At 40.8% G+C, this 24,146-nt stretch carries 25 protein-coding genes; 11 read left to right on the top strand and 14 right to left on the bottom strand.

Going from position 1 to position 24,146, the window contains the following annotated elements; all coding sequences use genetic code 11:
* Positions 1 to 27: 27 nt before the first annotated feature.
* The 7 genes from ACW6QP_RS06115 to ACW6QP_RS06085 all read left to right on the top strand — a co-directional run bounded on the left by ACW6QP_RS06115 (position 28) and on the right by ACW6QP_RS06085 (position 6,368).
* A complete protein-coding gene (locus ACW6QP_RS06115) occupies positions 28 to 927 on the top strand; it encodes an SDR family oxidoreductase (RefSeq protein ID WP_457909975.1) in 900 nt (299 codons plus the stop codon).
* 219 nt (positions 928 to 1,146) lie between these two features.
* Entirely contained in the window at positions 1,147 to 1,911 is a 765-nt protein-coding gene (locus ACW6QP_RS06110) for a ParA family protein (RefSeq protein WP_457909974.1), read from the top strand.
* Between the two features lie 3 nt (positions 1,912 to 1,914).
* A complete protein-coding gene (locus ACW6QP_RS06105; protein WP_457909973.1) occupies positions 1,915 to 2,817 on the top strand; it encodes a ParB/RepB/Spo0J family partition protein in 903 nt (300 codons plus the stop codon).
* Positions 2,810 to 3,373, top strand: a complete 564-nt coding sequence (locus ACW6QP_RS06100; protein ID WP_457909972.1) for a DUF5683 domain-containing protein — start codon at positions 2,810 to 2,812, stop codon at positions 3,371 to 3,373. The genes ACW6QP_RS06105 and ACW6QP_RS06100 overlap by 8 nt, the downstream gene beginning before the upstream one ends.
* Before the next feature lie 2 nt (positions 3,374 to 3,375).
* On the top strand, positions 3,376 to 4,095 hold the full coding sequence (gene dapB, locus ACW6QP_RS06095) for a 4-hydroxy-tetrahydrodipicolinate reductase (RefSeq protein WP_457909971.1): 720 nt from the start codon (positions 3,376 to 3,378) through the stop codon (positions 4,093 to 4,095).
* Positions 4,096 to 4,135: 40 nt separating this feature from the next.
* On the top strand, positions 4,136 to 5,704 hold the full coding sequence (lepB, locus tag ACW6QP_RS06090) for a signal peptidase I (RefSeq protein ID WP_457909970.1): 1,569 nt from the start codon (positions 4,136 to 4,138) through the stop codon (positions 5,702 to 5,704).
* Between the two features lies 1 nt (position 5,705).
* Positions 5,706 to 6,368, top strand: coding sequence for a WbqC family protein (locus ACW6QP_RS06085; RefSeq protein WP_457909969.1), 663 nt, complete (start codon positions 5,706 to 5,708; stop codon positions 6,366 to 6,368).
* On the opposite strand, the gene ACW6QP_RS06080 is transcribed toward ACW6QP_RS06085, so the two are convergent.
* The 7 genes from ACW6QP_RS06080 to ACW6QP_RS06050 form a co-directional block, all read right to left on the bottom strand.
* Positions 6,346 to 7,377: an endonuclease/exonuclease/phosphatase family protein gene (locus tag ACW6QP_RS06080; RefSeq protein WP_457909968.1), complete on the bottom strand. Its 1,032-nt coding sequence runs from the start codon at positions 7,375 to 7,377 to the stop codon at positions 6,346 to 6,348. The two genes, ACW6QP_RS06085 and ACW6QP_RS06080, sit on opposite strands and share 23 nt — an antisense overlap.
* The gene (locus tag ACW6QP_RS06075; protein ID WP_457909967.1) at positions 7,377 to 8,276 is read right to left on the bottom strand and encodes a rhomboid family intramembrane serine protease; all 900 of its coding nucleotides are present in this window, start codon (positions 8,274 to 8,276) and stop codon (positions 7,377 to 7,379) included. Before ACW6QP_RS06075 ends, ACW6QP_RS06080 begins: the two co-directional genes overlap by 1 nt.
* Positions 8,277 to 9,020, bottom strand: coding sequence for a rhomboid family intramembrane serine protease (locus ACW6QP_RS06070; RefSeq protein WP_457909966.1), 744 nt, complete (start codon positions 9,018 to 9,020; stop codon positions 8,277 to 8,279). It abuts the gene before it with no gap.
* The gene (gene mutL / locus ACW6QP_RS06065) at positions 9,021 to 10,874 is read right to left on the bottom strand and encodes a DNA mismatch repair endonuclease MutL (protein WP_457909965.1); all 1,854 of its coding nucleotides are present in this window, start codon (positions 10,872 to 10,874) and stop codon (positions 9,021 to 9,023) included.
* The gene (locus ACW6QP_RS06060; RefSeq protein ID WP_457909964.1) at positions 10,875 to 11,168 is read right to left on the bottom strand and encodes a hypothetical protein; all 294 of its coding nucleotides are present in this window, start codon (positions 11,166 to 11,168) and stop codon (positions 10,875 to 10,877) included.
* A gap of 141 nt (positions 11,169 to 11,309) precedes the next feature.
* Entirely contained in the window at positions 11,310 to 11,807 is a 498-nt protein-coding gene (ribH, locus tag ACW6QP_RS06055) for a 6,7-dimethyl-8-ribityllumazine synthase (protein WP_457909963.1), read from the bottom strand.
* A gap of 6 nt (positions 11,808 to 11,813) precedes the next feature.
* The gene (locus ACW6QP_RS06050) at positions 11,814 to 12,584 is read right to left on the bottom strand and encodes a tetratricopeptide repeat protein (protein ID WP_457909962.1); all 771 of its coding nucleotides are present in this window, start codon (positions 12,582 to 12,584) and stop codon (positions 11,814 to 11,816) included.
* Positions 12,585 to 12,721: 137 nt separating this feature from the next.
* On the opposite strand from ACW6QP_RS06050, the gene recF reads away from it, so the two are divergent.
* Genes recF through ACW6QP_RS06030 form a run of 4 tightly spaced genes read left to right on the top strand, consistent with a single transcriptional unit; the run spans position 12,722 to position 15,106 of the window.
* Positions 12,722 to 13,801: a DNA replication/repair protein RecF gene (recF, locus tag ACW6QP_RS06045; RefSeq protein ID WP_457909961.1), complete on the top strand. Its 1,080-nt coding sequence runs from the start codon at positions 12,722 to 12,724 to the stop codon at positions 13,799 to 13,801.
* A complete protein-coding gene (locus tag ACW6QP_RS06040) occupies positions 13,798 to 14,235 on the top strand; it encodes a lipocalin family protein (RefSeq protein ID WP_457909960.1) in 438 nt (145 codons plus the stop codon). Before recF ends, ACW6QP_RS06040 begins: the two co-directional genes overlap by 4 nt.
* The gene (locus ACW6QP_RS06035; RefSeq protein WP_457909959.1) at positions 14,216 to 14,515 is read left to right on the top strand and encodes a DUF721 domain-containing protein; all 300 of its coding nucleotides are present in this window, start codon (positions 14,216 to 14,218) and stop codon (positions 14,513 to 14,515) included. The genes ACW6QP_RS06040 and ACW6QP_RS06035 overlap by 20 nt, the downstream gene beginning before the upstream one ends.
* A gap of 15 nt (positions 14,516 to 14,530) precedes the next feature.
* Positions 14,531 to 15,106: a pseudouridine synthase gene (locus tag ACW6QP_RS06030; protein ID WP_457909958.1), complete on the top strand. Its 576-nt coding sequence runs from the start codon at positions 14,531 to 14,533 to the stop codon at positions 15,104 to 15,106.
* Here the strand turns inward: ACW6QP_RS06030 and ACW6QP_RS06025 are convergent.
* The 7 genes from ACW6QP_RS06025 to ACW6QP_RS05995 all read right to left on the bottom strand — a co-directional run bounded on the left by ACW6QP_RS06025 (position 15,100) and on the right by ACW6QP_RS05995 (position 24,113).
* Positions 15,100 to 16,635, bottom strand: a complete 1,536-nt coding sequence (locus ACW6QP_RS06025) for an N-acyl-D-amino-acid deacylase family protein (RefSeq protein WP_457909957.1) — start codon at positions 16,633 to 16,635, stop codon at positions 15,100 to 15,102. The two genes, ACW6QP_RS06030 and ACW6QP_RS06025, sit on opposite strands and share 7 nt — an antisense overlap.
* Positions 16,622 to 18,115, bottom strand: a complete 1,494-nt coding sequence (locus tag ACW6QP_RS06020) for a glutamate racemase (RefSeq protein WP_457909956.1) — start codon at positions 18,113 to 18,115, stop codon at positions 16,622 to 16,624. The genes ACW6QP_RS06025 and ACW6QP_RS06020 overlap by 14 nt, the downstream gene beginning before the upstream one ends.
* A 186-nt stretch (positions 18,116 to 18,301) precedes the next feature.
* Positions 18,302 to 18,904 (bottom strand): NAD(P)H:quinone oxidoreductase, encoded by a 603-nt coding sequence (gene wrbA, locus ACW6QP_RS06015; protein ID WP_457909955.1) that lies wholly within the window; start codon positions 18,902 to 18,904, stop codon positions 18,302 to 18,304.
* A 113-nt stretch (positions 18,905 to 19,017) separates the two neighbouring features.
* Positions 19,018 to 20,736 (bottom strand): gamma-glutamyltransferase, encoded by a 1,719-nt coding sequence (gene ggt / locus ACW6QP_RS06010; RefSeq protein ID WP_457909954.1) that lies wholly within the window; start codon positions 20,734 to 20,736, stop codon positions 19,018 to 19,020.
* Positions 20,737 to 20,869: 133 nt separating this feature from the next.
* On the bottom strand, positions 20,870 to 22,795 hold the full coding sequence (locus tag ACW6QP_RS06005) for a hypothetical protein (protein ID WP_457909953.1): 1,926 nt from the start codon (positions 22,793 to 22,795) through the stop codon (positions 20,870 to 20,872).
* A gap of 204 nt (positions 22,796 to 22,999) precedes the next feature.
* A complete protein-coding gene (locus ACW6QP_RS06000) occupies positions 23,000 to 23,569 on the bottom strand; it encodes a biliverdin-producing heme oxygenase (protein ID WP_457909952.1) in 570 nt (189 codons plus the stop codon).
* Complete coding sequence (locus tag ACW6QP_RS05995) at positions 23,550 to 24,113, bottom strand: response regulator (RefSeq protein ID WP_457909951.1); 564 nt, start codon at positions 24,111 to 24,113, stop codon at positions 23,550 to 23,552. Before ACW6QP_RS05995 ends, ACW6QP_RS06000 begins: the two co-directional genes overlap by 20 nt.
* Positions 24,114 to 24,146: the final 33 nt, after the last annotated feature.

The raw sequence follows: 24,146 nt of genomic DNA, 5'->3' as shown, positions 1-24,146 counted from the left end.
TTAACCAACCAACTAAAAAAATATACGATGGATTTTACAAAAAAAATGTTGCGTGATGATGCTCTGAAGGGTAAAAATATAGTGGTTACCGGTGGCGGAAGCGGCCTGGGAAAAGCGATGAGCAGATATTTTCTAGAATTGGGGGCTAATGTAGCCATCACCTCCAGAAATCTGGAAAAATTAGAGAAAACCGCTTCAGAACTGGAAAATGAAACTAAAGAAATCAATCCACAGGCCGGGAAATGTTTTGCAGTGCAATGCGATGTGAGACATTACGAGCAGGTTGAACAAATGCGGGATGCAGTACTGGAGAAATTCGGCAGTGTAGATATTCTGCTGAATAATGCCGCCGGAAATTTCATCTCCCCTACCGAGCGTCTTAGCGCAAATGCCTTTGACACTATCATAGACATCGTTTTAAAAGGCAGTAAAAATTGTACGCTCGCCTTCGGAAAGCATTGGATTGAAAAAGAGGAAAAGAATAAAAATGTACTGAATATTGTAACCACCTATGCCTGGACAGGATCGGCCTATGTGGTTCCCAGTGCAACTGCCAAGGCCGGAGTTCTGGCGATGACGCGTTCTTTGGCAGTAGAATGGGCAAAGTACGGGATAAGGTTTAATGCGATAGCGCCAGGGCCATTCCCTACCAAAGGAGCCTGGGATAGACTGCTTCCCGGCGATTTAAAAGACAAATTCGACCTATCTAAAAAGGTACCTTTAAAACGGGTTGGGGAGCATCAGGAGCTTGCCAATCTGGCTGCCTATCTGGTTTCAGATTTTTCGGCTTATGTAAACGGCGAAGTGATCACTATAGATGGTGGTGAATGGCTTAAAGGTGCCGGGCAGTTTAATTTGCTGGAAGCGATTCCCGAAGAACTTTGGGACCAGCTCGAGGCGATGATAAAGGCGAAAAAAGGCAGCTAAAGCTTAGTGGGCAGTAGCAGTAGGCAGCAGGCTGTGGTTCTTAAATTTAAGTAATCAGGTGATTTCAGAATTTTATAGATTTTTCCTGAACCATTGAATTCTACTTTTACTGCTACCTAATTACTACCAACTGCGAACTCCCCAACAAGCTGTTAACAAAATGATTTCATAAACCTATAATAAATTGTATTTTTACCTCTTAAAAATCGCAAAAAATTAATGGGTAAGATCATTGCTATTGCCAATCAGAAAGGCGGTGTGGGTAAAACCACTACTTCAGTGAATCTGGCGGCCTCGCTCGGAGTTTTGGAAAAGAAAGTATTGTTAATCGATGCCGACCCCCAGGCCAACGCAACATCGGGACTGGGAATAGATGTAGAAAATGTCGAACTGGGCACCTACCAAATTCTGGAACATTCAGTAAAACCGGAAAAAGCGATTCAAAAAACCGATTCTCCCAACCTGGATATCATCCCGGCCCATATAGATCTTGTAGCTATTGAAATTGAACTGGTAGACCAGGAAGAAAGGGAGTATATGCTCAAAAAGGCTATCACCCCGCTTAAAGACCAGTATGATTATATTCTTATAGACTGCGCCCCATCACTGGGTCTTTTAACATTGAATGCGCTTACCGCTTCAGATTCGGTTATAATTCCTATTCAGTGTGAGTATTTTGCACTTGAAGGTTTGGGAAAATTACTGAATACCATTAAAAGTGTTCAGAAAATTCATAATAATAAACTGGATATCGAAGGTCTTTTGCTTACGATGTACGATTCAAGGTTACGCCTTTCCAACCAGGTGGTAGAAGAAGTTCAGAAACACTTTGGAGAGATGGTTTTCGATACAATCATTCAGCGCAATGTGCGTTTAAGTGAAGCCCCCAGTTATGGAGAAAGCATTATAAACTATGATGCTGCGAGCAAAGGAGCCAGCAATTATTTAAGTTTGGCACATGAAATTATAAAGAAAAATTCGTAAAAAATGGCGAAAGCTACTAAAAAACAAGCTTTGGGAAGAGGACTCTCAGCTTTGCTGAAGGACCCAAAAAATGATATCAAATCTGCTGAAGATGCTAATGCCGATAAGCTTGTTGGACATATAGTGGAACTGGAGTTGGAATCGATTGAAGTTAATCCGTTTCAGCCCAGAACCAGTTTTAATGAAGATGCCTTAAAAGAACTGGCCAGTTCGATTAGAGAGTTGGGGGTAATTCAACCGATTACTGTAAGAAAGCTGGAATTTAACAAATACCAACTGGTTTCGGGAGAACGCCGTTTCAGGGCTTCGAAATTGGTTGGCCTGGAGACCATTCCCGCTTACATAAGGATTGCTAACGACCAGGAATCGCTTGAGATGGCCCTGGTAGAAAACATTCAACGCCAGGATCTCGATCCCATTGAGATTTCTCTTTCCTATCAACGCTTAATCGACGAGATAAATCTTACCCAGGAGCAATTGAGCGAGCGGGTGGGAAAAAACCGCTCCACCATTGCAAATTACCTGCGACTTTTAAAGTTAGATCCCATCATCCAAACAGGGATGCGCGACGGTTTTTTAAGTATGGGGCACGGGCGTGCCTTAATCAATGTAAATGATCCACAAAAACAGCTGGATATTTATGAAAAAATTCTTCAGAAGTCTTTATCGGTAAGAGAGACCGAGCAGTTGGTGAGGGAAATCAATCAGGACTCCAAACCGGCTAAAGACCCGAAAAAGAACAAAAGTATTCCGAAGGTTTATAAACAGGGAATCAGGGAGTTTTCAGATTATTTGGGAACAAAAGTAGATGTTACTGTAGCAAAGAATGGAAAAGGGAAACTAAGCATTCCTTTTACTTCTGAAGAAGATTTTGAACGCATCAAAAAACTTATTCAGGGTGAATAAAACATTTAGCTGTTTGGTGATTTTTATCCTGTTTTTCTCTACGGCAACTTATGCCCAGCAAGACAGTATAGCCGCACAGCCAGAAATTGTTCCTGAAGAAGAATACGAGCCTTACGACCCCCTGGCCCCGGCCAGAGCCGCATTTTATTCGGCAATTTTGCCAGGATTAGGCCAGGCTTACAATAAAAAATACTGGAAAATTCCAATTGCTTACGGTGGTTTGGCCACAGGAATTTATTTTTATATCAATAACGACAAGGAATATAACCGATTTAGAGATGCCTATAAAGATCGTTTAGCGGGAAGGCCAAACGAATTGGATGGGAGAATCACAAATGACGGGTTGCTTCGAGCTCAGCGTTTTTACCGAAGAAACAAAGAAATCTCTTTACTGGTAACAGCAGGGGTTTACATACTGAATATCATCGATGCGAATATCGATGCGCACCTCAGGCAATTTAATGTGAGTGAAGATCTTAGTCTTCATCCCAAAATGAACTTCGATGAATTTTCAGGCAAAACCCGATATGGCTTGTCACTAAATTACAGTTTTTAATTATGAATATTGCACTTTTAGGATACGGCAAGATGGGGAAAACCATCGAGACTATAGCTAGAGAAAAAGCACACAAAATTGTTTTAAAAGTAACCGAAGATATCGACGATTATGATCTACAGGAACTTGAAATCGATGTAGCCATAGATTTTAGCGTTCCCAAAGCTGCTTTTAAAAATATTACGACCTGTTTTAAAAATGGAATTCCGGTGGTGAGTGGAACCACAGGTTGGCTGGATCATTACGACGAGGCAACCAAAATTTGCAAACAAGAAAATTCAGCATTTATCTATGCTTCAAATTTCAGTATTGGAGTTAACCTGTTTTTTGCGCTAAATGAAAAGCTTGCTTCAATGATGAAAGAATTTGAAGAATACGCCATCGAAATTGAAGAAATTCATCATACTCAAAAACTCGATTCCCCTAGCGGAACGGCCATTAGCCTGGCTCAACAAATCATAGAGAGAAACCCCCGTAAATCTTCCTGGCAATTAGGCCTGGCCGATAAAGGAGAAATTCCAATCTACGCCAAAAGAATCGCTGAAGTTCCGGGAACCCACACCGTTTCCTATAAATCTACGGTAGATTCTATCGAAATTATGCATACCGCACATTCCCGGGAAGGTTTCGCCAAGGGAGCCGTGCTCGCTGCCGAATGGCTTCAGGGTAAAACCGGCGTGTATTCTATGCGCGATGTATTAGCCGAACACTTTGATAATTAATAACACCGGCCTGAAAACTTGCCTTAAAAAATTTTAGTTTATGACTTTTACTGAATGGTTTATATTTTTCCTGCTACTGCAAGTGGTGCATTTTATTGGAACCTGGAAACTTTATCAAAGAGCCGGCAGGCAGGCCTGGGAAGCCGCAATTCCTGTATATAATGCGGTAATTTTAATGAAAATTATCAACAGGCCCTGGTGGTGGGTTATTTTGATGTTTATCCCCATCGTGAACCTGATTATAATCCCGGTAATATGGGTGGAAACCATCAGAAGTTTCGGCCGAAACAGCACTACCGATACAATCCTGGTGCTGGTCACTTTTGGATTGTATATTTTCTATATCAATTATGCCACCGATGCGGCTTATATTAAAGACAGAAGTTTAAAACCTCCTACTGCAGCCGGCGAATGGATAAGTTCAATTTTGTTTGCAGTAATTGCGGCCACCATTGTTCACGCCTACATTATGCAACCATTTACTATCCCAACTTCTTCATTGGAGAAAACGCTTTTGGTAGGTGACTTTCTATTTGTAAGTAAATTCCATTATGGCGCGAGAGTTCCCAATACCGCGGTGGCATTTCCTATGGTGCACGACACCATTCCAGGAGTTGGGGTAAAATCTTACCTGAATAAGCCACAAATTCCATACATTAGACTTCCGGGCTTTCAGGAGATTGAACGCAATGAAATTGTAGTTTTTAACTGGCCGGTAGATACGGTAAAACAATTTTTTGATCGTTCGGGGGAGCGTTACGATAAACCCATCGACAAAAAATCAAATTATGTAAAAAGAGCGGTTGGTTTGCCGGGAGATTCGCTATCTATTATCGATGGCAAGGTTCATATCAACTCTCAGCCTCTTCAATTGCCGGGAAGGGCAAAAACCCAGTATTCCTATTATGGGTATACGAAAGGGGAAGGTTTTAATCCGAGGTATTTATACCAGGAATTTGATATTACCGATGGTTACGGCTACGACCCGCAAACCAACAGGTTTGTGATCCAGGCTTTAACCGAAGAAGGTTACCGCAGACTTAGAAATCACCCCAATGTGGCTTCTATAGAACGCTATGCCGATTCTGCCGGAGTAAAGGATGCTTCCCTGTTTCCGAATGATGGAAAAAACAATTGGAATGTAGATAATTTCGGACCGGTTTATATTCCGAAGAAAGGAGAAACTGTAGAACTTACGGCGCGTTCTATGCCTTATTACAAGGCGATTATCGAAACTTACGAAGGCCTCGAAATGGGCCGCTCCAACAAACTAAGTGTAAACGGCACCCAGGTGCTGTTGAACGGGCAACCTGTTAATTCTTATACCTTTAAGCAAGATTATTACTGGATGATGGGAGATAACCGCCATAACAGTGAAGACAGCCGAAGCTGGGGTTATGTACCCGCTAATCATATTGTGGGAAAACCGGTTTTTGTTTGGCTTAGTTTAGACCAAAATGCCCAGGGATTGGATAAAATTAGATGGGACCGAATGTTCACCACGGTTAAAGGCGATGCCGAACCGGTTTCTTACCTCCCCTATTTTCTGATTTTGGTGGTGATTATAATCGCTTTCAACTTCTTTAGAAAACGCCGCCAAAACTCTTAATATGGATAGCGTACTTTTGCATCCCGCCTATTTTGGGCCAGTCTCCCAGTATGTAGCGATGTTGAAGGCCGAAAGCCTGGTTTTTGAAAATGAGGATAATTATCAAAAGCAAACCTATAGAAACCGGATGTACATTTACGATTCTAACGGGAAACTGCTTTTAAACATACCTATAAAACATAGATCTTCACTTTTGAATCAACCCAAAATGCCGGGTAAACACCAAAAATATAAGGAGGTTCAAATTGAAAGCGATTTCGATTGGCAAACCCAGCATTGGCGTGCCTTAAAAGCCAGCTATCAAACCAGTCCGTTTTTTGAGTTTTATGAGGATGAGCTTTACCCGCTTTATCATACCTCTTTCAAATATTTAATAGACTTCAATTATGCGAGTTTGGAGTTTATTTCTGAAGCGCTTCAGCTGGATCTGGAATACGAGAAAACTTCAGAATACCAGATATCTCCGGAAAATCTAACCGATCTGCGGAATCTGATCAAGTTTAAAGGACAACCAAAATTTGAGAACAAGCCTTATACCCAGGTCTTTCAGGAGAAAAACGGATTTTTACCCGATTTGAGCATCGTAGATTTACTTTTCAATGAAGGGCCAAATTCAGTAGAATATTTAAAAAACCAGGGTTTTAATGCCGAAGCCTGGTCATAATTGGGAAATGATCTGAGAGATTGATTTTATACCTTTTAAAGCTTTCGATCTCGATATCCTGATCTATCAGCATAAAATCGATGCGCAAAGGAAAATAGCTCAAATTAAAGGTTTGGCCAAAACCCGAGCCTGCCTCCAAAAACGCATCTTTAAACCTTTCATTTTTATTCACCTCTTTATAGATGTAAGAAAATGTGGTATTATTAAAATCGCCAATCACCAGGGTCTTATGTGGGCTTTTATTAACTTCTTCCATCATAAGTTCTACCTGCTCCTGCTGCATCGCAAAGCCACCCCCAATTCGGCCAAAAAGCTTCTTACCGTCCTCCTGTCTTAATTCGTGAATTTCGGGCTTGATATTAAGCGATTGCAGGTGAACATTAAAAATCCGCAGGGTATCTTCATTTACCAGGATATCGGTATAGATTGAATTGTTATTACCATTGTGGGGAAAATCTACCGAAAACCGCTTTAAGATGGGATATTTAGAAAAAACAGCCATCCCAAATTCATCGTTTTCGTGTTTCTGATATACATAATGATGCGGATAAATTTCCTTGAGATTCGTAGCATTTACGTAATGTTCCTGGGTTAACAGAATGTCGGGGTCCTGGCCGGTTATAAAATCTACTATTTGTTCAGGAATAGTTTCGTCTTTCACCCACTTATAGGCGTTAAACATGCGAACATTATAGCTCATAATAGAGAGTTGCCCGGCTTCTTTTCTATCGGCTTTTTCTGAAGTGAATTTGTAAAAACTTCCTATATAACTATACCCAATAAGCAATACTATGGCCGAAAGCAAAATCTGCCGCTTAAGCCGCAGAAGCCAATACACCACAAAAAAGGCGTTTAAGATGAGTAGAATAGGCACTCCCAGGCTAAGTACCGAGATTAAGGGAAAGCTCTTAGGCGGGATATATGCTACCAGATAAGACAACAGGAGTGCTGCAGCGGCAAGGGAATTGAAAAAGAATACAATCTTATCTAACCAGCTTAACTTCTTCATCAATCTTCCTTTCCGGCTTTAAAAAGAAAATCCTTTTCTTCCTTGCTTAGACTGTCATAACCGCTTTTGCTTATTTTATCGAGAATATCGTCTATGCGCTTCTGCTTTTCGGTTTTGCTCAAACGGCTTTTTACTGAAGCGGCGGCTTTTGCAGCAGGTTTACTGCCATTGCGGTACACGGTTTTCATTTTAGGTTTTTTCTCTGAAGTTTGAAAAAGCCCCACAAAAAAGTCCATTATTTTTTCCCACCAACTACCTATATCATTGCCCTTCTGAAGCTGTTTGGTATAGGTATAGCCCAGCAAAGCCCCGCCTAAATGAGCCAAATGTCCCCCTGCATTTCCCATTGGGATTTGAATCACATCAAGAAGCACCAGGAATGCAGCGATATACCAGAATTTTATACTTCCCAATAAAAGCAATCGAACACGCATATTGGGAATATGAGTGGCTATGCCGACCAAAACCGCCATAACCCCGGCTGAAGCTCCAATAAGATAGGACCTTCCGGTACTTGCAAAGGCGGGAAAAAGATTATAGCTAAGCATATAAACCAAAGCACCCACGATAATGCCCAGGAAATAATAATTAAGCAGTCTTTTTGGTGAAAAATAATTCAAAAAATAAATTCCGGAGAAATAGAGGATAAGCATATTAGACAGGATATGCCATATCCCGCCGTGCAAAAATGAATAGGTGATTATAGACCAGGGTTTCAGAATAAACTCAAAGAGATCTTTGGGAAAAACCAGCCATTGCATCAAAAAATCATCGGGAAACTGAAATAAAAACGCCATAGTACGAAACACGAAGAAAAAGACAAAAATAAGCACATTAATGCCTATAAGTTTTTCAACCACCGTGGCTGTTTTAAGTTTATATTTCCAGTTTGTATTCATCTAATCCCAACGATTTTGATTGAATTGGTTACGTTTCCAGTACCACATCATTATAAATCCAAAAAATGCACCCCCAACGTGGGCAAAATGCGCTATACCTCCTCCAAATATAGAATATCCCGTGAAGCCAGAAAACAGATCGAGCGCAATTAATGCAGGTATAAAGAATTTCGCTTTAATGGGCACCGGTACAAAAAGTAAGAATAATTCCACATTTGGAAACATCATTCCAAATGCCACTAAAATACCATAAATAGCTCCCGAAGCACCCACAGCCGGGGTATTGAAACTCATATACAAACTCTCGAGGCTTTCTTTAGAGATACTATCTAATATGCCGGTATTGTATTGTCCTGTTTGCAATAGATTTTCTACAGCTCCCATACTCATCCCTGCTTCTACCAGGGCATTTATGCCGGTTTGAACCTCATAATAATTAACCAAACTGTGCAAAAGGGCGGCCCCCAAACCGGCCGAAAAATAGAAGAACAGGAATTTCTTTTGTCCCAGCATATGTTCTATTGGGCTTCCAAAAGCCCAGAGAGCATACATATTAAATACCAGGTGCATTAAGCCCCCGTGCATAAACATATGGGTTAGAATTTGCCAAAATTGAAAATTGTCATTTTCAAAATACCAAAGAGAAAATAATTGATAGGAAAAGTTCCCAAGAAACTGACTTCCAATAAAGAAAATAACATTTATAATAAGTAATACCTTTACAGTATCGGTAATTCTTCCCATCTACATAAATTTTTTATCCAGCTCATCTACGGTCAAAGTAATAAAAACCGACTTCCCGGTGGGACTAAGGTCGGGTTCTTTACAGGCAAATAAACGATTAACGATATGTTGTTGTTCACTATTGTTCAAAATCATTCCCGATTTCACCGCCATTCCCTTCGCCATAGATTTGGCCAGCAAATCGTTTTGTGAAAATCCGTTATCGGGCACCTCCTGTTCCAGGTCGCTAATGAGTTGTTCCAGCAACATTTCTACTTCACTTTCGGCGATTAGAGTAGGTATCCCGGTAATTTCTACGGAATCTTCGGCTAATTTACCAAAAACAAATCCGGTTTGTTCGAGGCTTTCTTTGATTTCCTGAAGCAAATTGATCTCGTGAGTACTAAACTGAAGCATAAGCGGAAATAACAACTGCTGGCTTACCGCGGCCGTTACCGTTATATTCTTCAGCAATTCTTCGTAGAGTATCCTGCGATGCGCCCTGTGCTGATCAATAACCAAAATTCCACTTTTCAGGGTGCTCACTATATATTTTTTATTAAGCTGAAAGGTTGACTTTTCGGCCTGGTGGTCGCCGGCTCCAAATAAATTTCCCGTCACCTCCTCGCTTTCAAACTCGATTTCCCGATAGTCTTCTTTCCCCGGGTTTTCATTCTGCATTCCTGAATATAAACTCTCCCAGGAAGCCGATGATTTTTCAGATTTTGGAATATAAGACGGTCGCGAAGTTTTGGTTGAAGTATTTTCAGCAAAAGGATTAAAATTGCGATCTACTTCGATTTTTGGAACTTCGGCATCTTTGTTTTTATAATCATAGGGGGTATCGAGATTCGAATCTCTTTCAAAATCCAGTACCGGGGCAACATTAAACTGGCCAAGACTATGCTTAATAGCCGACCTTAAAATCGCATATAAAGCGTGCTCATCATCAAATTTGATCTCGGTCTTGGTAGGATGAATATTGATATCGATACTTTTAGGATCTACACTGAGATATAAAAAATAACCCGGATGATTCTTTTCTTTTAAGAGTCCTTCAAAGGCTGCAGTAACAGCGTGATTGAGGTAGGGGCTCTTTATAAAGCGATTATTTACAAAAAAGAACTGCTCTCCCCTGCTGCGTTTGGCGAATTCTGGTTTTGCGACAAAACCTTCAATTTTCACAATTTCGGTGTCTTCGTTTACCGGCACCAGTTTTTCATTGGTTTTGCCCCCAAAAATATTGGTGATGCGTTGTCTTAAATTAGTTTCAGGCAATTGAAAAAGTTCGCCTCCATTATGAAATAAAGAAAAAGCCACCGTGGGGTGTGCCAGGGCTACTCTTTGAAACTCATCGATAATATGCCGGGTTTCTACATTTTCAGACTTCAGGAAATTGCGACGGGCAGGGATATTATAAAATAGATTTTTAACGCTTATAGAAGTTCCTTTGGCGCAAACACAGGCTTCCTGGGAAACCACTTCACTGCCTTCAATCTTGATACTGGTACCTACCTCGGCATTGGCTTCGCAGGTTCTAAGTTCAACGTGAGCAATGGCCGCAATAGAAGCCAAAGCTTCTCCTCTAAAACCTTTAGTGGTAAGACTAAAAAGATCTTCAGCCGATTTAATTTTGGAAGTTGCGTGGCGCTCAAAACACAGCCGGGCATCGCTTAAGCTCATCCCCTTGCCATTATCGGCCACCTGAATGAGAGTTTTCCCGGCATCTTTGATAACTACCTGGATACTGCTGGCACCGGCATCTATAGAATTTTCCAATAATTCCTTGATTACCGAAGCCGGTCTTTGCACCACCTCCCCGGCCGCAATCTGGTTAGCTACGTGATCTGGTAATAATTGTATGATGTCACTCATTTATCGATTATTCGCGAAGATGGATAAATCGAAATCTATGATCCATAGAAAAATGAAGACTAAAATCAGGATAATTAAAACAACCCGACCGTTAATCTCCCTGTTTCCACGGGTGCGACTATCTTTTCGGGCGCTGGCCCACTGAGATCCAAAATCTATAGAATTAGTGGCATCCCTGTATTTATTGAATTTTGAGTCAAATTCATAAATATTACCCTCCTCCTTACCTTTGTAGTATCGTGGGGTATAATTATAACGAGTGTTTTTTCTTAATTTATAGAAATTGATCTTCAAAATATGCTGCTTTAGTATGGCACTCCAAATTTACTCAAAATGCTTCAGAATTCGAAGTTCCTGGTTTGAAATTAAACAGCACAAGAAATGTACCGCACTTATGAGGTGAAATTGAATTTTGAAAGGTTTTAAATCAAAATCCTAGCGGCGGGAGTCCAGGCGTAATTGCGCCATTTTTATGGCAGCGATGGCAGCTTCGGTTCCTTTGTTGCCATGTTTCCCACCAGAGCGGTCTATGGCCTGTTGCATATTTTGATCGGTAAGTACGCAGAAAATAACAGGAATTTCGCTCTGTACATTCAGATCTTTGATGCCCTGGGTTACCCCCTGGCAAACAAAATCGAAGTGTTTGGTCTCGCCTTCAATCACACTACCTATAGCAATAATAGCGTCTAGCATATCGTAGCTATCCTGCATTTTTTTACAGCCATAGATGAGTTCGAAACTCCCGGGAACATTCCAGCGAATAATACGCGCGTCCTGCACCCCGTTTTCGATAAGACAATTGTAGGCGCCCTGGTAGAGACCTTCGGTAATCTGTTCGTTCCATTCAGAAACAACAATCCCGAAGCGCATATCCTGCGCTTCGGGAAGTTTATCTTTATCGTATTCTGATAGGTTATGTCCTTCGGTGGCCATATAAATTTATTGTTTAGCTCTGGCCTGTCCCAGATACACTGCTACCTGCTCTGCTTCAGGAGTATTTGGATATTCGTCCTGAATTCTGGTTAGGAAATTTTCAGCATCTTTAGCCTTATCTAACTGAAGTGCAGTAATTGCAGCTTTCAGCAAAAATCTTGGAGTGGTAAACTCATTATCACGCATCTTAGCTGCATCTTCATAGTAATCCAATGCTTCTTCAGGCTGATTTAGTTGAAGAAATGCATCTCCAATTCCTCCCGTAGCAAGTGCGGCAAGCACTTCGTCTTTACTTTTAAAATCTTCAAGATGATTAATGGCTTCCTGGTAATTTCCGGTATGCAAATAGGCAAAGCCAGCATTGTATTTAGCAAGATTGGCAGCATCGGTGCCGCCGTAATTTTCAATGATATCAAGGAAACCGTATTTTCCTTCTCCACCGGTTAGTGCTAAATTATAAAGAGAATCTCTTTGTGCACCGCTGGCATTCATAGCATTGCTCATATATTCTTCGGCCATAGCCATTTCATTGGCAGCTTCAGATTCTTTTGGCTCCTGTATAAATCTTTGGTAACCTAGATATCCCAGAACCACGATCACAGCGATTCCAACGATAGCATAGATATAGTTTTGATTTTCGGCAACCCAGGTTTCAGCTCTACCAGCACCCTCATCCAGGGTATTAAATACTTCAGCTGTTGTTGATTCTTCCTCAACCTGTTTCTTCTGTTCTTCTTTATTGGAAGGTTTATATCCTTTTTTCTTGTAAGTTGCCATAAATTGGGTTTAATGCGTGGCAAAAATAAAATTTTTCTTAAAATTTAAAAGGAAAAATATTTGTATTTTTTTAATATTTTCGGGTCATTCGCCACAACTAAGCTATCTTCTAAATCACTACTGATTTTCAATCCTTTATGATTTTAAAACATTTGCATTTATTGCATTACAAAAACCTGAATTCGGCCGACTTTAACTTTGATGCTAAGATCAATTGTTTAGTGGGTCAAAACGGAGTGGGTAAAACCAATGTTTTGGATAGCATCTATCATTTGGCATTCGGGAAAAGTTATTTTAACCCAGTAACTTCTCAGAATATAAATCACGATGCCGATTTCTTTGTAGTAGAAGGAGAATTCGAAAAAAATGAAAAACCCGAGCGTATCGTGGTAAGTGCCAAACGAGGGCAAAAGAAAGTCATTAAAAGAAATAATAAAGCCTATGAGAAATTTAGCGATCATATTGGCTTTATTCCGCTGGTGATGATCTCCCCGGCCGATAGGGATTTGATCATCGAGGGCAGTGAAACCCGTAGAAAATTTATTGACGGGGTGATTTCCCAAAGCGATAATCTTTACCTCAACCGGCTTATTCAATACGGCAAAATTCTGGCGCAAAGAAATTCATTGCTGAAGTTTTTCGCCGCCAATCATAGTTTTGACCGGGACAGCCTTGAGGTCTATAATATGCAACTCGCCCAATTGGGTTCCTGGATCTTTGAGAAGCGAAAAGATTTTTTGGAAAAATTCATCCCTATTTTTAACCGAAGATATGCTGATATCACCGCAAATAAAGAGGAAGTAGATATTAGTTATAAAAGTCAGCTTTATCAGGATGATCTTGCTAAACTCCTTCAGGAGAATCTGCAAAAAGATATGGCGTTGCAGTACACCGGCGTTGGGGTACATAAGGATGATTTGAATTTCGAAATTGCAGGTCATCCCATTAAAAAATTCGGATCTCAGGGCCAGCAAAAATCATTTTTGGTAGCCTTAAAACTGGCGCAATTCGATTTTATAAAAGAAATTAGCCAGGTAAATCCCATTCTACTTTTAGATGATATTTTTGACAAACTGGACGAGCAAAGGGTTTCGCATATAGTTTCTCTGGTTGCCACCGAGCAGTTAGGCCAGATTTTTATTAGCGATACCCACGCAAAACGCACCGAAGATGTCGTGAAAAGCACTAACCAATCCTATAAAATATTTGAACTTTGAAAAAATCAATTTTTGTCATTTTTAGCCTTGTTTTATTGGTCTCCTGTCAAAAACAGGATGCTTCTGAGCAAATGAAACATCTTACCGGCTACTGGGAGATAGACCGCGTAGAAGTAGGGAAAGACAGTATTAGAGACTATTCCTACAACCCTACGATCGACTATTTGGAAATAAAGGAAGACAGTACAGGCTTCAGAAAAAAGCTACAACCTCAGATAGACGGCAGTTACTTAAGCACAGAAGATTCCGAAGAAATTAAACTAAAACTCGAGGACGACAGTTTAAGAATTTATTACACCACCGCTTTCGATTCCTGGAAAGAAACGGTTTTAAAAGCCAATGAGGAAGAGCTAAGCATCCTAAACCGCGACGGACTCATTTATCATTATAAAAAATATAAAGCATTGATCGACTATGAAGAAGAGAAGAACTAACGAAAATATGAGTATTGGCGATGTTTTAAAAGACTTCGTTTCATCCAGTAAATTAGAACAGGGCCTGGATAAGGTCAATGTTCGGGAAGTTTGGAACCGGGAAATGGGGCCTGCTATCCAAAAATATACTACGGGTCTAAAATTGCAAAACGACACTTTATACGTGCAATTAAGTTCTTCGGTTTTGCGGGAAGAACTGAGTTATGGTAAGGAAAAGATCATTAAAATGCTCAATGAAGAATTGGGGAAGAATTTGATTCAGAAATTAGTTCTACGCTAAGCCAGTCTTCTTGCAATGTCCCATCGCTATTTTAAAATTTTCAAACCTTACGGCTATTTAAGCCAGTTTATCACCAACGAGCGCCCCAGGAAAAAGAAAAAATTACTAGGGGAATTATTTGACTTTCCTGAAGGAACTATGGCCGTGGGACGCCTGGACCAGGATTCTGAAGGACTTCTGTTTCTCACCACCGATGGAAAAACAAGCGCTGAAGTTACCGGTAAACAGGTAGAAAAAGAATATTACGCCCAGGTTGATGGTGATATTACTGAAGCTGCCCTGCAACAATTAAGAGAGGGCCTGGAAATTAGCATTAATGGCGAAACGCATAAAAGCCTGCCCTGTAAAGCTGAAAAATTAAACAGCCCACCCCTCTTCCCCGAGCGGGCCAAAAAAATTCGGGATGAACGTCACGGCCCTACCAGCTGGGTAAGCATAAGTCTTAGAGAAGGTAAATTCAGGCAGGTGAAAAAAATGACTGCAGCCGTAGGATTTCCAACCTTAAGGCTCGTTAGAGTGCGGATAGGAAATGAACACCTCAACCAAATGCAACCCGGGGAAGTTATAGAAGTCGAAAAATTTGATTACTGATTTTTTAAAAGAATTCTCCCGTTTAATTCTTCAGAAAACTTCCCTTCCTCTTTGGCTATTTTACCGTTTACAAGCACAAGATCGATACCTTCAGCCAGAAGATGCGGCTCTTCATAAGTGGCATTTGCTTTCACATTTTTTGGGTTGAAAATTAAGAGATCGGCCTGGTAGCCTTCTTTTAGCAAACCTCTATTCTTTAATCCAAGAGTTTTTGCCGGTAAGCCCGTCATTTTAAAGACCGCTTCCTCCAGGCTTAACAGATTTTGCGCGTACACATAATCTTCCAGGACCTTTGAAAAACTGCCATAGCCCCGTGGGTGTCTCATACTGGGACTTCCATCGCTGCAAATATTTACGGCTTCGTGCTGCACAAGTCGGGATTGTAAAGCTTCATCCATAATAAAATAAGCACCTCCGGCTCCATACGGGCCAATATCGTCGATGAGCACATCTTCGAAACTTTTATTTAATTCGGAAGCAATTTGTTTTAGATTCTTACCGGCGAATTTTCCTGAGCCAATGAGAGTAGCCTCAGGGCCATTGCGTTTGGTGATTCGATTTCTTAAAAATTCTGCCAGTTCTGCCCGCCTGTTCACTACAACCTCTTGGTAATTATTCGGTTTTTTAGCCCAATCGGGAAAAACTATGGCAATCCCGGTATAGCTGGCGTTATAGGGATATAAATCGGCGGTTACTTTGATTCCGTTGTTTCTTGCGCTGTCTAAAAGGTTTAGAATTTCTTCTGCCCGGGACTCCCCCTTTCCATAAACCGATTTGATATGCGAAATATGAACAGGACAATATTGACCCTGTGCCAGTAACTCCCTGATCGAATTTTCCACTTCAGAGTCATCTTCATTGCGCATATGACTCATTAGTATGCCTTCATGTTTCCCAACAATTTTGGCTAATTCCTTTAATTCATTTTCCTGAGAAAAACTTCCGGGATTATACTCGAGGCCGGTGCTCATTCCAAAGGCTCCGGATTTTAAAGCAGCCTCTAAGTAAGATTTCATTCGATGCAAACCCTCTTCAGAAGGTATAGAATCATAATTTACTCCCGAACTTTGCCTTAAACTATTGTGACCCAGAAAATAGCCGATATTTGGCCCCGTTTTAAGGTCTTTTAGTTTTTGGAATTCAACCTGAAAATCTGTGCCTCCTGCATTATACCCATCCTGACCCAAGAAAATACTGGTCACTCCCATCGCCAGGAAATTTTCAAAATTTGGAGTTTCCTCCGGATTTCCGTGAGCGTGGGTATCGATAAAGCCGGGGCTTACCAGGCGGTTACTGGCATCGATTCGTTTTGTGGCTGAATGTACTTCAGAAAAACCTTGCTCTATTTTCGCAATTTTGCCATCCCTGATATAAATTCTTCCGGCAAAGGCTTTCGCACCGCTTCCATCTAAGATTTGGGCATTATCGATAAGTAAATCATAGTCTGCATCCTGACTCCAAAGATTCTGAAAGATTCCGAAGCAGGTGAAGATCAGAAACAGTAAGAGTATTTTTTTAGATTTTATCATCCTCTTCTAAGAATTGAGTTTTGGAATTTACAGCATTAAATTTCTGAATAAGCTCAAAGGTAAAAGGCAATTGTGTTTCAAGGCGATCTAAAATATCATTAGAAATACTTTTTCGACTAAAAGGAACCACTTTTACATATTCCTGAATTTCTCCCGCGTTTCGCCCGTATTTGTAGGCATAAGGGAAATCTCCTTTCTCATTCAACTGAACATTGGGATTGGAAAGATTAGGTAAACTTATATAGAATTCTGAATCGGTAATTTCTCCGGAAGGATTGAATAATTCGTTTAATTGTAAATATTCATAAAGCTCCCGGGCTGTATTCACGGCAGGATCGATTAAGTCTATTTCCTTTGCCATAAATTCCCGATACCGGTAGCTGCCATCTTTTTCGCGGTAATTGTATAATTCCTCTAAAACCGAATCGATTTCTTTGGTGAGGTATGGGTAATGCGTGCAGCCCAAGATTATCGATTTAAGGGGTTGTTTTACCTGAGCTATTCTTATTTTTTCCAGCAGGGAAACCAGGTGATAGCGCACATAATTTTCGGCATCATTGATTTGAAGCACATTGCAATCATCGGTTGTGCTGGCATCACAAAGCATTTTATAATCTTCATAATCGAAATTATAAATATCCAGTAAGGCCTGGTCTATCTTAATTTCTGAATCCAGGGCCGGACCCTTGTAGCCTTCCCTTGGAGCCGTCAATTGTTTATCAAAATAATCGGAATCTTCATCTACAGCTTCAGCAATTCCCACTCCTCCCTGCTGAAAAACCTCAATATTCCCGGTATAGCCCAAAAGCTCCTTTTGTTGATGCAGGGTATTTACATAACCTTTTGACGAAACCGTACCGGCGGTGGCCATCACCGCTATGGTGGCATCTTCCTCTAATTTCAGCTTTTCAAGAGCGCCGCGAACGCCTGCATCTATCACTCCAATAACTTTTAGATCCAATCCGGCTTGTTTGAGAAAAGCCTCAATATTTTCCTTTCCGTAAGCTGTAGCGGTGTTACAGGCAATCACCAGGGCTTTAACCGGAGACTTATTGGTTTCGGGATTTTCGGCATCGGCCGATTTATAATAATTTCTACCTAAAACAAACTGAACATCTTTTATAATGTGCTCACGCAGAAGCTCATCTTTATCTTCTGCGGAATAATTCCCGTAAGGCATATTGGCCTGATCTGCCAGGTAGATGAAACTTTCTCTTTTAAAATCGATTTTCCCATCACTTTGCTGTGCTCCAGATTCATTATTAAATTCATCAAAATTCACAATGGCATCTAACACGGTTAATCCCCCAATGCCTGAATCGAAAACCCCAATAGGTAAGGATTTATCCTGAATGGGATACTCTTCAGTATTGAGATAATAAAAACTATCAGGCTCGTTTAGGATGTTTTCGATTAAAGCCTCCTGGCTATAACCTGAAACGGAAAGACAAAAAAGGAAAAGGAAAATTCTAAATTTCATTTGTGTAGGATTTGAAGACTTACAAAGATGAAAACAAAACCCAGCAATTTCAAATCCCGGAGGTTTTTTACGAATTTCACATAATTACTAAAGTTTAAGCTAAAATTACCTCAGTTCCTTCAAATCATTTCAAAAAACACAAAAAAATAAACGGCCCTACCTGGGCCGTTTATAAGTTAATGATCCTTAGGACGATAATTTAGCCCCAATTTCGATTGTTCGTTTTACCTGCTGCTCTACCGCTTTTTTAATTTTTTCTCCGGGATCCTTGTCACCCGCTGTTACGCTCGTGCCATAAGGGTTTCCTCCAGCCTCGAATAAGCATTGATCTGTATATCCAGGCGCTACAATAATAGCTCCCCAATGCATCATTGTTTTATATAAAGACATAAGGGTAGTTTCCTGACCGCCGTGGGGGTTAGCCGCGCTGGTCATTCCGCTTACTACTTTATTTGCCAATTTACCCTGTGACCATAATCCGCCGGTCGTATCGATAAAAGACTGTAGTTGCGAAGGTAGATTCCCATATCTTGTTGGGGTACTGAAAATTATCACATCGGCCCACTCTAAATCATCAAGACTGGCCTCGGGAAAATCTTTGGTAGCTTCCACGTGTTTTTTCCAGGCTTCATTCTGGTTGATAGCTTCCTGAGGGGCTACCTCCTTTACTTTTTTTACTCTAACTTCCCCGGCGCCTGCGTTTTTGGCGGCCTCCCCGGCCCACTGAGCCAGTTGATAATTGGTTCCTGTAGCACTATAGAATAGTATAGCAACATTTGGTTTACTCATAGCATTGTTTTTTTAAGTTGATTAGTCTTTCTCACCTAAGATAAAACAAAAAGCTACGAATAGTTTTAATATTATTATAAAGTTAAGCGACGCTTTCTTCGTATTTACAAGCTTTAGAAGCCAACTGCACGGGAGTCATAGCTACGGGTATCGGCAGCTCCAAATAGCAGACCTTGTTCGTGGTCAAGATAAATTCCCATCGCCTGCCCCTGGTTTTCATACAGCCTTACCGTATGTCCTTTCTCCTCATACAGTTTACGCGTATCGGGAGATATTCCGTAGCGCTCAAAACGGGTGAAGTCGGGTAGCCATTGGTGATGAATACGCGGTGCTTCAACTGCTCTGGCTACATTCATATTATAATCCAGGACATTTAAAATCACCTGGAATACGGTATTAATGATGGTTCTTCCACCTGGGCTTCCTATAACCAAAAGCGGTTTCCCGTTTTTTGCCACAATAGTAGGAGTCATACTGGAAAGCATTCTTTTTCCCGGAGCCACAAGATTGGGATCGGTACCTACCAGGCCTCGGGAATCGGTTCGACCGGGAATCGGGTTGAAATCTCCCATTTCATTGTTTAGCAAAAATCCGGCACCCTCAACAGTTATTTTTGACCCATAACTATGCTCCAGGGTATAAGTTAAAGATACTGCATTGCCTTCCTTATCAACCACCGAAATATGAGTAGTTTCGGGAGATTCATACTTCAAATGTGCATTCACAAATTTGGATGAATCACTTTTAGAGGCTTTGTTCATATTTATATTTTCCCTTAGTGCCGCGGCATGATCTTTAGACATAATTTCATCTAAGGGCATTTTGGGATTGAAATTAGGGTCTCCCAGATGTTGAGCCCTGTTGGCATAGGCCCTGCGCATAGCCTCTGTGAGTATGTGCAGCGAAGCCGCCGAATTATGGCCAAGTTCCCCCAGGTTATAAGCCTCAACGATATTAAGCATATTTATTAAGGTAACCCCACCAGAGCTCGGCGGGGGCATCGCCACGATATCGTAATCTCTATAGGTAGATTTAACCGGTTTCAATTCTTCAGCTTCATATTTTGCGAGATCTTCGAGTGTGATAAGCCCACCGTGTTTTTGCATAAAATCAGCAAATAACTGCGCGGTTTTTCCCTTATAGAATCCATCGGCACCCTTATCTCTTATTCTTTTAAGGCTTTCGGCAAGATCGGGTTGTTTCCAGGTTTCTCCGGGTTTAAATACCTCGGTCCCATTTTTTAAAAAAGCAGCTGCCGTAGCCTGGTATAGCGGCTCATTTTTATTTTCTTCTACCCAGGTTAAAAATGAATGATTGCGATAGGTTGTGGGAATTCCATTTTCAGCCAGATTAATGGCGGGTTGCAGCAAATCTTTCCAGGGAAGTTTCCCCATCTTTTGGTGGGCCATATAAAGCCCGGCTACGGTTCCCGGAACTCCTACAGAAAGCGGCCCTTCGTGATTGGAGTTATTTTTTATTTTTCCATTTTCATCTAAAAACATATCCCGGCTTGCCGCCAGGGGAGCTTTCTCCCTGAAGTTGAAGCTGGTTTGGTGCCCGTCATCGCCGTGGTAGAGTAGAAATCCGCCGCCACCGATATTTCCTGCTGAAGGCAAGGTAACCGCCAGGGCAAAAGCAGTGGCTACGCTGGCATCTACCGCGTTGCCTCCTTTTTTAAGGATTTCGGTGCCAATTTCTGAAGCGAGATAATGACTGCTTACCACCATTCCATTCTCGGCTCGCACCGGGATTCGACCGCTTTGGGCCAAAATGGGCTGAATGCCCTGAAACATAAACAGTAAGCATAAAATTACGGGAGAAATTCTTTTCATAACAAGTAGGTCTATATTCATATAATTCAAGAAGCCAATAAACCTAAAGAAAAAACTCAGTTCTATCAAATATTTTGAGAAAAGAAAAAAGCCACCCGAAGGCAGCTTTTTAGAAAACAACACATCCTAAACTCTAATAACCTGTACTAGAATTTTTATTTTGGATTTTTTCTGAAATCACCTGTCGTTTTGCACTAAAATTCTGCGAAACAAACTCTGAAATTGGATTCGTATCGATTTTAGCAACACCAGCTAATACATAGGTATTGGTGGTATCATAAAATAGGGGGAAATCTTCAGGGCCCGGTTCGATTACAGAAGCACAAGCTATGGTTAAATCGCCAACTCCCTCCATAATGGGGTGTTCACGATTGGAACTTTCAGGAATGGTGGTATAACCACAATCAATGGCACCTCCTGTGTTGTGGAGGACTGCTCCCATATTTAGCAGGAATTGATTTTCAACACTTATGCCGTTGTAATAACTGGCATGTTCGCCAACAAATATTATTCTACCTCCTTCAGCAGCAAATTGTTTCAAAGTATTTATTTCAGTTAGGGTATAATTTATTACCGGGCCTACGAGATAAATAATTTTAACATTAGAAGCAATGCTTGTCAAACCTCCTTCAGGAGTTTGAACATCTTCAATGCTAAAACCTTCATCAATCATAGTTTGCCTAAAGGTATTCCATTGGGAATTTCCACAGGCACCATCATTTAAACACTGTGCCCCTTTTCCACGATCCATCATCACTACTGTTCCATTATTCCTACTACCCGTAGTTGTGAAATTCACCAGATTTTGGACCAGCCGAACATTATCTGGGTCACTCATAGCACCATTATCAAAAATGTTTACATCGTTAAACACCACTATGTCACGACCAGGTACCTGTATACTTTCACAGCCCCTTTCATTTACCAACACGCCGGGATCGGTATCGGGACATTCGTCTATTTCGTTTCTAACCCCATCGTTGTCACAATCGGCATCTGGATCGTTCTGGTTACAATCGCCACCATTGCCGCCTCCGTTACCGGGAACTTCATCAAAAATATTAGGACTGTCTTCTCCGGTACAATCTTCTCTAAAGTGATAGTACTCATTTGTATCGTCATCGTTGTACAGGTTTCTAACGGCTTCATCACTAAAGACTCCGCTTCTAATTAACTCACCGGCATCATTGGCATTACCCCAATCGAGCAAATAGATTTCGGCATAATACCAGTCTTCACCCCCTCTGTCTGGTAGAGGAATGCACAAAGGTGTAGCATATAAATCTCCATCATTATTAGTTCCCACTTCATTGATATAAGGATCTTCTGAATTAAATAAAGGCGAACCTTTAGGGTTATTTTCATCGCCACTGTAAGTCCAGATCTCGAGCCTGAAATGGGCTGGGAAATGTCTTCCTTTTTCATCGCAGAAATTACCAAATACACAGAAGGTGATAGCTTCCACCCCAATGATATCGAAGAAAAGATAACCGTATTCATTTACAATGCGGTCATCGAAGCAAAGCACCTCTACATCTACGTATTTTTTAACCCCAGCACCTAGATTTATCGATAAAGGTAATGCTGTATCTACAAAATTTGCAAGTTCGCTACCGCTTCGGGGTGTCACCCAAATAAGGTTATCGTCGGAGTCAAAAACCCAGAAATATTCGAGGGTATACATTCCAGGTTCTAACTCAAGTTCAGATGATTCGTCGGTGAACCAGGCATCTTCTCCATTTTCTCCATAGGGCCCAAAACCTGCAACCGGAACTTCTATAAATTGATCTTCATCACCATTAAATCCGCCCACCCAGTTATCATCGGCATCTTGTAAAGCTACCCAAACATAAGCCGGGTCTGTATCTGAACATCCAGGTATTTCTTCAATGGCTTGCTTATTCATAGACCTATTCATTAGATCGTTAAGCATCACCCCAAAATTAATACTCGATTTTTGAGTTGGCTCATTTAGTTGTACAGCCTCCTCATTTGAACAGGATGAAAATAGCAAGGCAAACATAAAGATGCTTGCAATCAACTTCATACTTCTTTTCATAATTTTAATCTTTTAATAATTCGTATTAGGTTAGTACCTAACATTTTAAGATTAAGATTATGGCACATTTGGGCCGCGTATAGCAAAAATTATTAAAAAAGGGGGGATTTAAAATGTACGGGGGGAATAGGTTACTTTCTGCTTCCCAAATTTAAGAGCAATTATATAAACCTACACCTAGGGTTTCTATGTATTTCCGGGAAATTAGGACCCGGAAATTTCCGGGGTGGTCTGGAAAATTTGATGAAAGAATAAAAAGGTTTCCCGGGCTTTCTTTCCGGCCTGTTCAATTTCAAGCTGGCTAAACTCAGCGTTGCGTACTCGCTTTAAAAAGTCATTCCAGCCTTGCATATGTTCTCTTTCCGGAGAGAAAAAAGATTGTTTCGGCAAATGTGCCAGGGCCTCGCAATTGGGTATTTCTTTGGCAATCATTATCCCGCCCAGGGCAGAGCCTTCCAACACGTAAGCTGCTCCAAAGGCTTCAGCCTCATTGCTAATTTTAAGACTGGGAGTAGGAATACCTTCAGTATTAACATTTAAATTATCAAGATCCTGTTTTAATCTCGAACTTTTGGTAGAATCCCAGTTTTCCAGGTAGGGCTGAACCTGCTCCTCAATTTGCCTGTAAGCCAAATAATTTTGTAAAAGCAGCAGTTTATATTCTTCCAGGCTTATTTGATGCGTCATTATGCCTGCCGCAAGATTATCTTTTTCGATTTCTTCGTGAAGAACTTTGGTTTCCTCTCTTAGGTGATCAAGCATTTTCATCATCATCGTCAATATTTATTTCTCCTATATTGCTTCTAATCTTTGCAATATTTTCCCGCTGCTCTTTATTATCGGTATGCATATTATCCAAATATTTATATATCTGGTTAACGGCGATTTTATTTCTTCTAATGCGCTCCCGTAATTCTTCGTGAGCTACCATATTATAAACCACCTTTTTCAGCAAGGGCTTTAATTTTTCACCCAGCACATCCATATGCTTTTTTAAGATAAATCCCGAGGCTCCTGAGAGAATCGTGTTTGCAGCCAATTCTTCATCTTCCAAGGTACCGGTAATGAAGATTAAGGGAATATTGTCATCGATAGTTTGGGTGAGTTCTAAAACATCCAATCCGTTGCAGGTAGGCAGGTTATAATCTGATAAAACAACATCTGGAACAAAATTCAACAATCGTTCCCTGCAGTTTTCCAGGTCCTGAACCACTTCTATTTCAGGCTTTTCAACGACCTTTTTTATTTGCCTTTTTATGAGTACAACATCGGTATCCTGATCTTCTACTAATAGTATGCGTAAAGGGGTTTTAATCATCGTTTAACTTAAAATTCAAAAATAGGCAAAATA

It is taken from the genome of Salegentibacter haimaensis, assembly GCF_054121495.1.
Note: the sequence above shows the minus strand (reverse complement) of the source record. Positions and strands in the feature narration are given on the sequence as shown.

Coding starts and splice junctions, on each gene's coding strand:
- ACW6QP_RS06050 (WP_457909962.1), bottom strand. CDS start 12,584: ATGGCAACTTACAAGAAAAAAGGATATAAACCTTCCAATAAAGAAGAA.
- lepB (WP_457909970.1), top strand. CDS start 4,136: ATGACTTTTACTGAATGGTTTATATTTTTCCTGCTACTGCAAGTGGTG.
- ACW6QP_RS06070 (WP_457909966.1), bottom strand. CDS start 9,020: ATGGGAAGAATTACCGATACTGTAAAGGTATTACTTATTATAAATGTT.
- mutL (WP_457909965.1), bottom strand. CDS start 10,874: ATGAGTGACATCATACAATTATTACCAGATCACGTAGCTAACCAGATT.
- ACW6QP_RS06025 (WP_457909957.1), bottom strand. CDS start 16,635: ATGATAAAATCTAAAAAAATACTCTTACTGTTTCTGATCTTCACCTGC.
- ACW6QP_RS06085 (WP_457909969.1), top strand. CDS start 5,706: ATGGATAGCGTACTTTTGCATCCCGCCTATTTTGGGCCAGTCTCCCAG.
- recF (WP_457909961.1), top strand. CDS start 12,722: ATGATTTTAAAACATTTGCATTTATTGCATTACAAAAACCTGAATTCG.
- wrbA (WP_457909955.1), bottom strand. CDS start 18,904: ATGAGTAAACCAAATGTTGCTATACTATTCTATAGTGCTACAGGAACC.
- ACW6QP_RS06080 (WP_457909968.1), bottom strand. CDS start 7,377: ATGAAGAAGTTAAGCTGGTTAGATAAGATTGTATTCTTTTTCAATTCC.
- ribH (WP_457909963.1), bottom strand. CDS start 11,807: ATGGCCACCGAAGGACATAACCTATCAGAATACGATAAAGATAAACTT.
- ACW6QP_RS06075 (WP_457909967.1), bottom strand. CDS start 8,276: ATGAATACAAACTGGAAATATAAACTTAAAACAGCCACGGTGGTTGAA.
- ACW6QP_RS06030 (WP_457909958.1), top strand. CDS start 14,531: ATGTCCCATCGCTATTTTAAAATTTTCAAACCTTACGGCTATTTAAGC.
- dapB (WP_457909971.1), top strand. CDS start 3,376: ATGAATATTGCACTTTTAGGATACGGCAAGATGGGGAAAACCATCGAG.
- ACW6QP_RS06110 (WP_457909974.1), top strand. CDS start 1,147: ATGGGTAAGATCATTGCTATTGCCAATCAGAAAGGCGGTGTGGGTAAA.
- ACW6QP_RS06020 (WP_457909956.1), bottom strand. CDS start 18,115: ATGAAATTTAGAATTTTCCTTTTCCTTTTTTGTCTTTCCGTTTCAGGT.
- ACW6QP_RS06005 (WP_457909953.1), bottom strand. CDS start 22,795: ATGAAAAGAAGTATGAAGTTGATTGCAAGCATCTTTATGTTTGCCTTG.
- ACW6QP_RS06115 (WP_457909975.1), top strand. CDS start 28: ATGGATTTTACAAAAAAAATGTTGCGTGATGATGCTCTGAAGGGTAAA.
- ACW6QP_RS06000 (WP_457909952.1), bottom strand. CDS start 23,569: ATGATGATGAAAATGCTTGATCACCTAAGAGAGGAAACCAAAGTTCTT.
- ACW6QP_RS06035 (WP_457909959.1), top strand. CDS start 14,216: ATGAAGAAGAGAAGAACTAACGAAAATATGAGTATTGGCGATGTTTTA.
- ggt (WP_457909954.1), bottom strand. CDS start 20,736: ATGAAAAGAATTTCTCCCGTAATTTTATGCTTACTGTTTATGTTTCAG.
- ACW6QP_RS06105 (WP_457909973.1), top strand. CDS start 1,915: ATGGCGAAAGCTACTAAAAAACAAGCTTTGGGAAGAGGACTCTCAGCT.
- ACW6QP_RS05995 (WP_457909951.1), bottom strand. CDS start 24,113: ATGATTAAAACCCCTTTACGCATACTATTAGTAGAAGATCAGGATACC.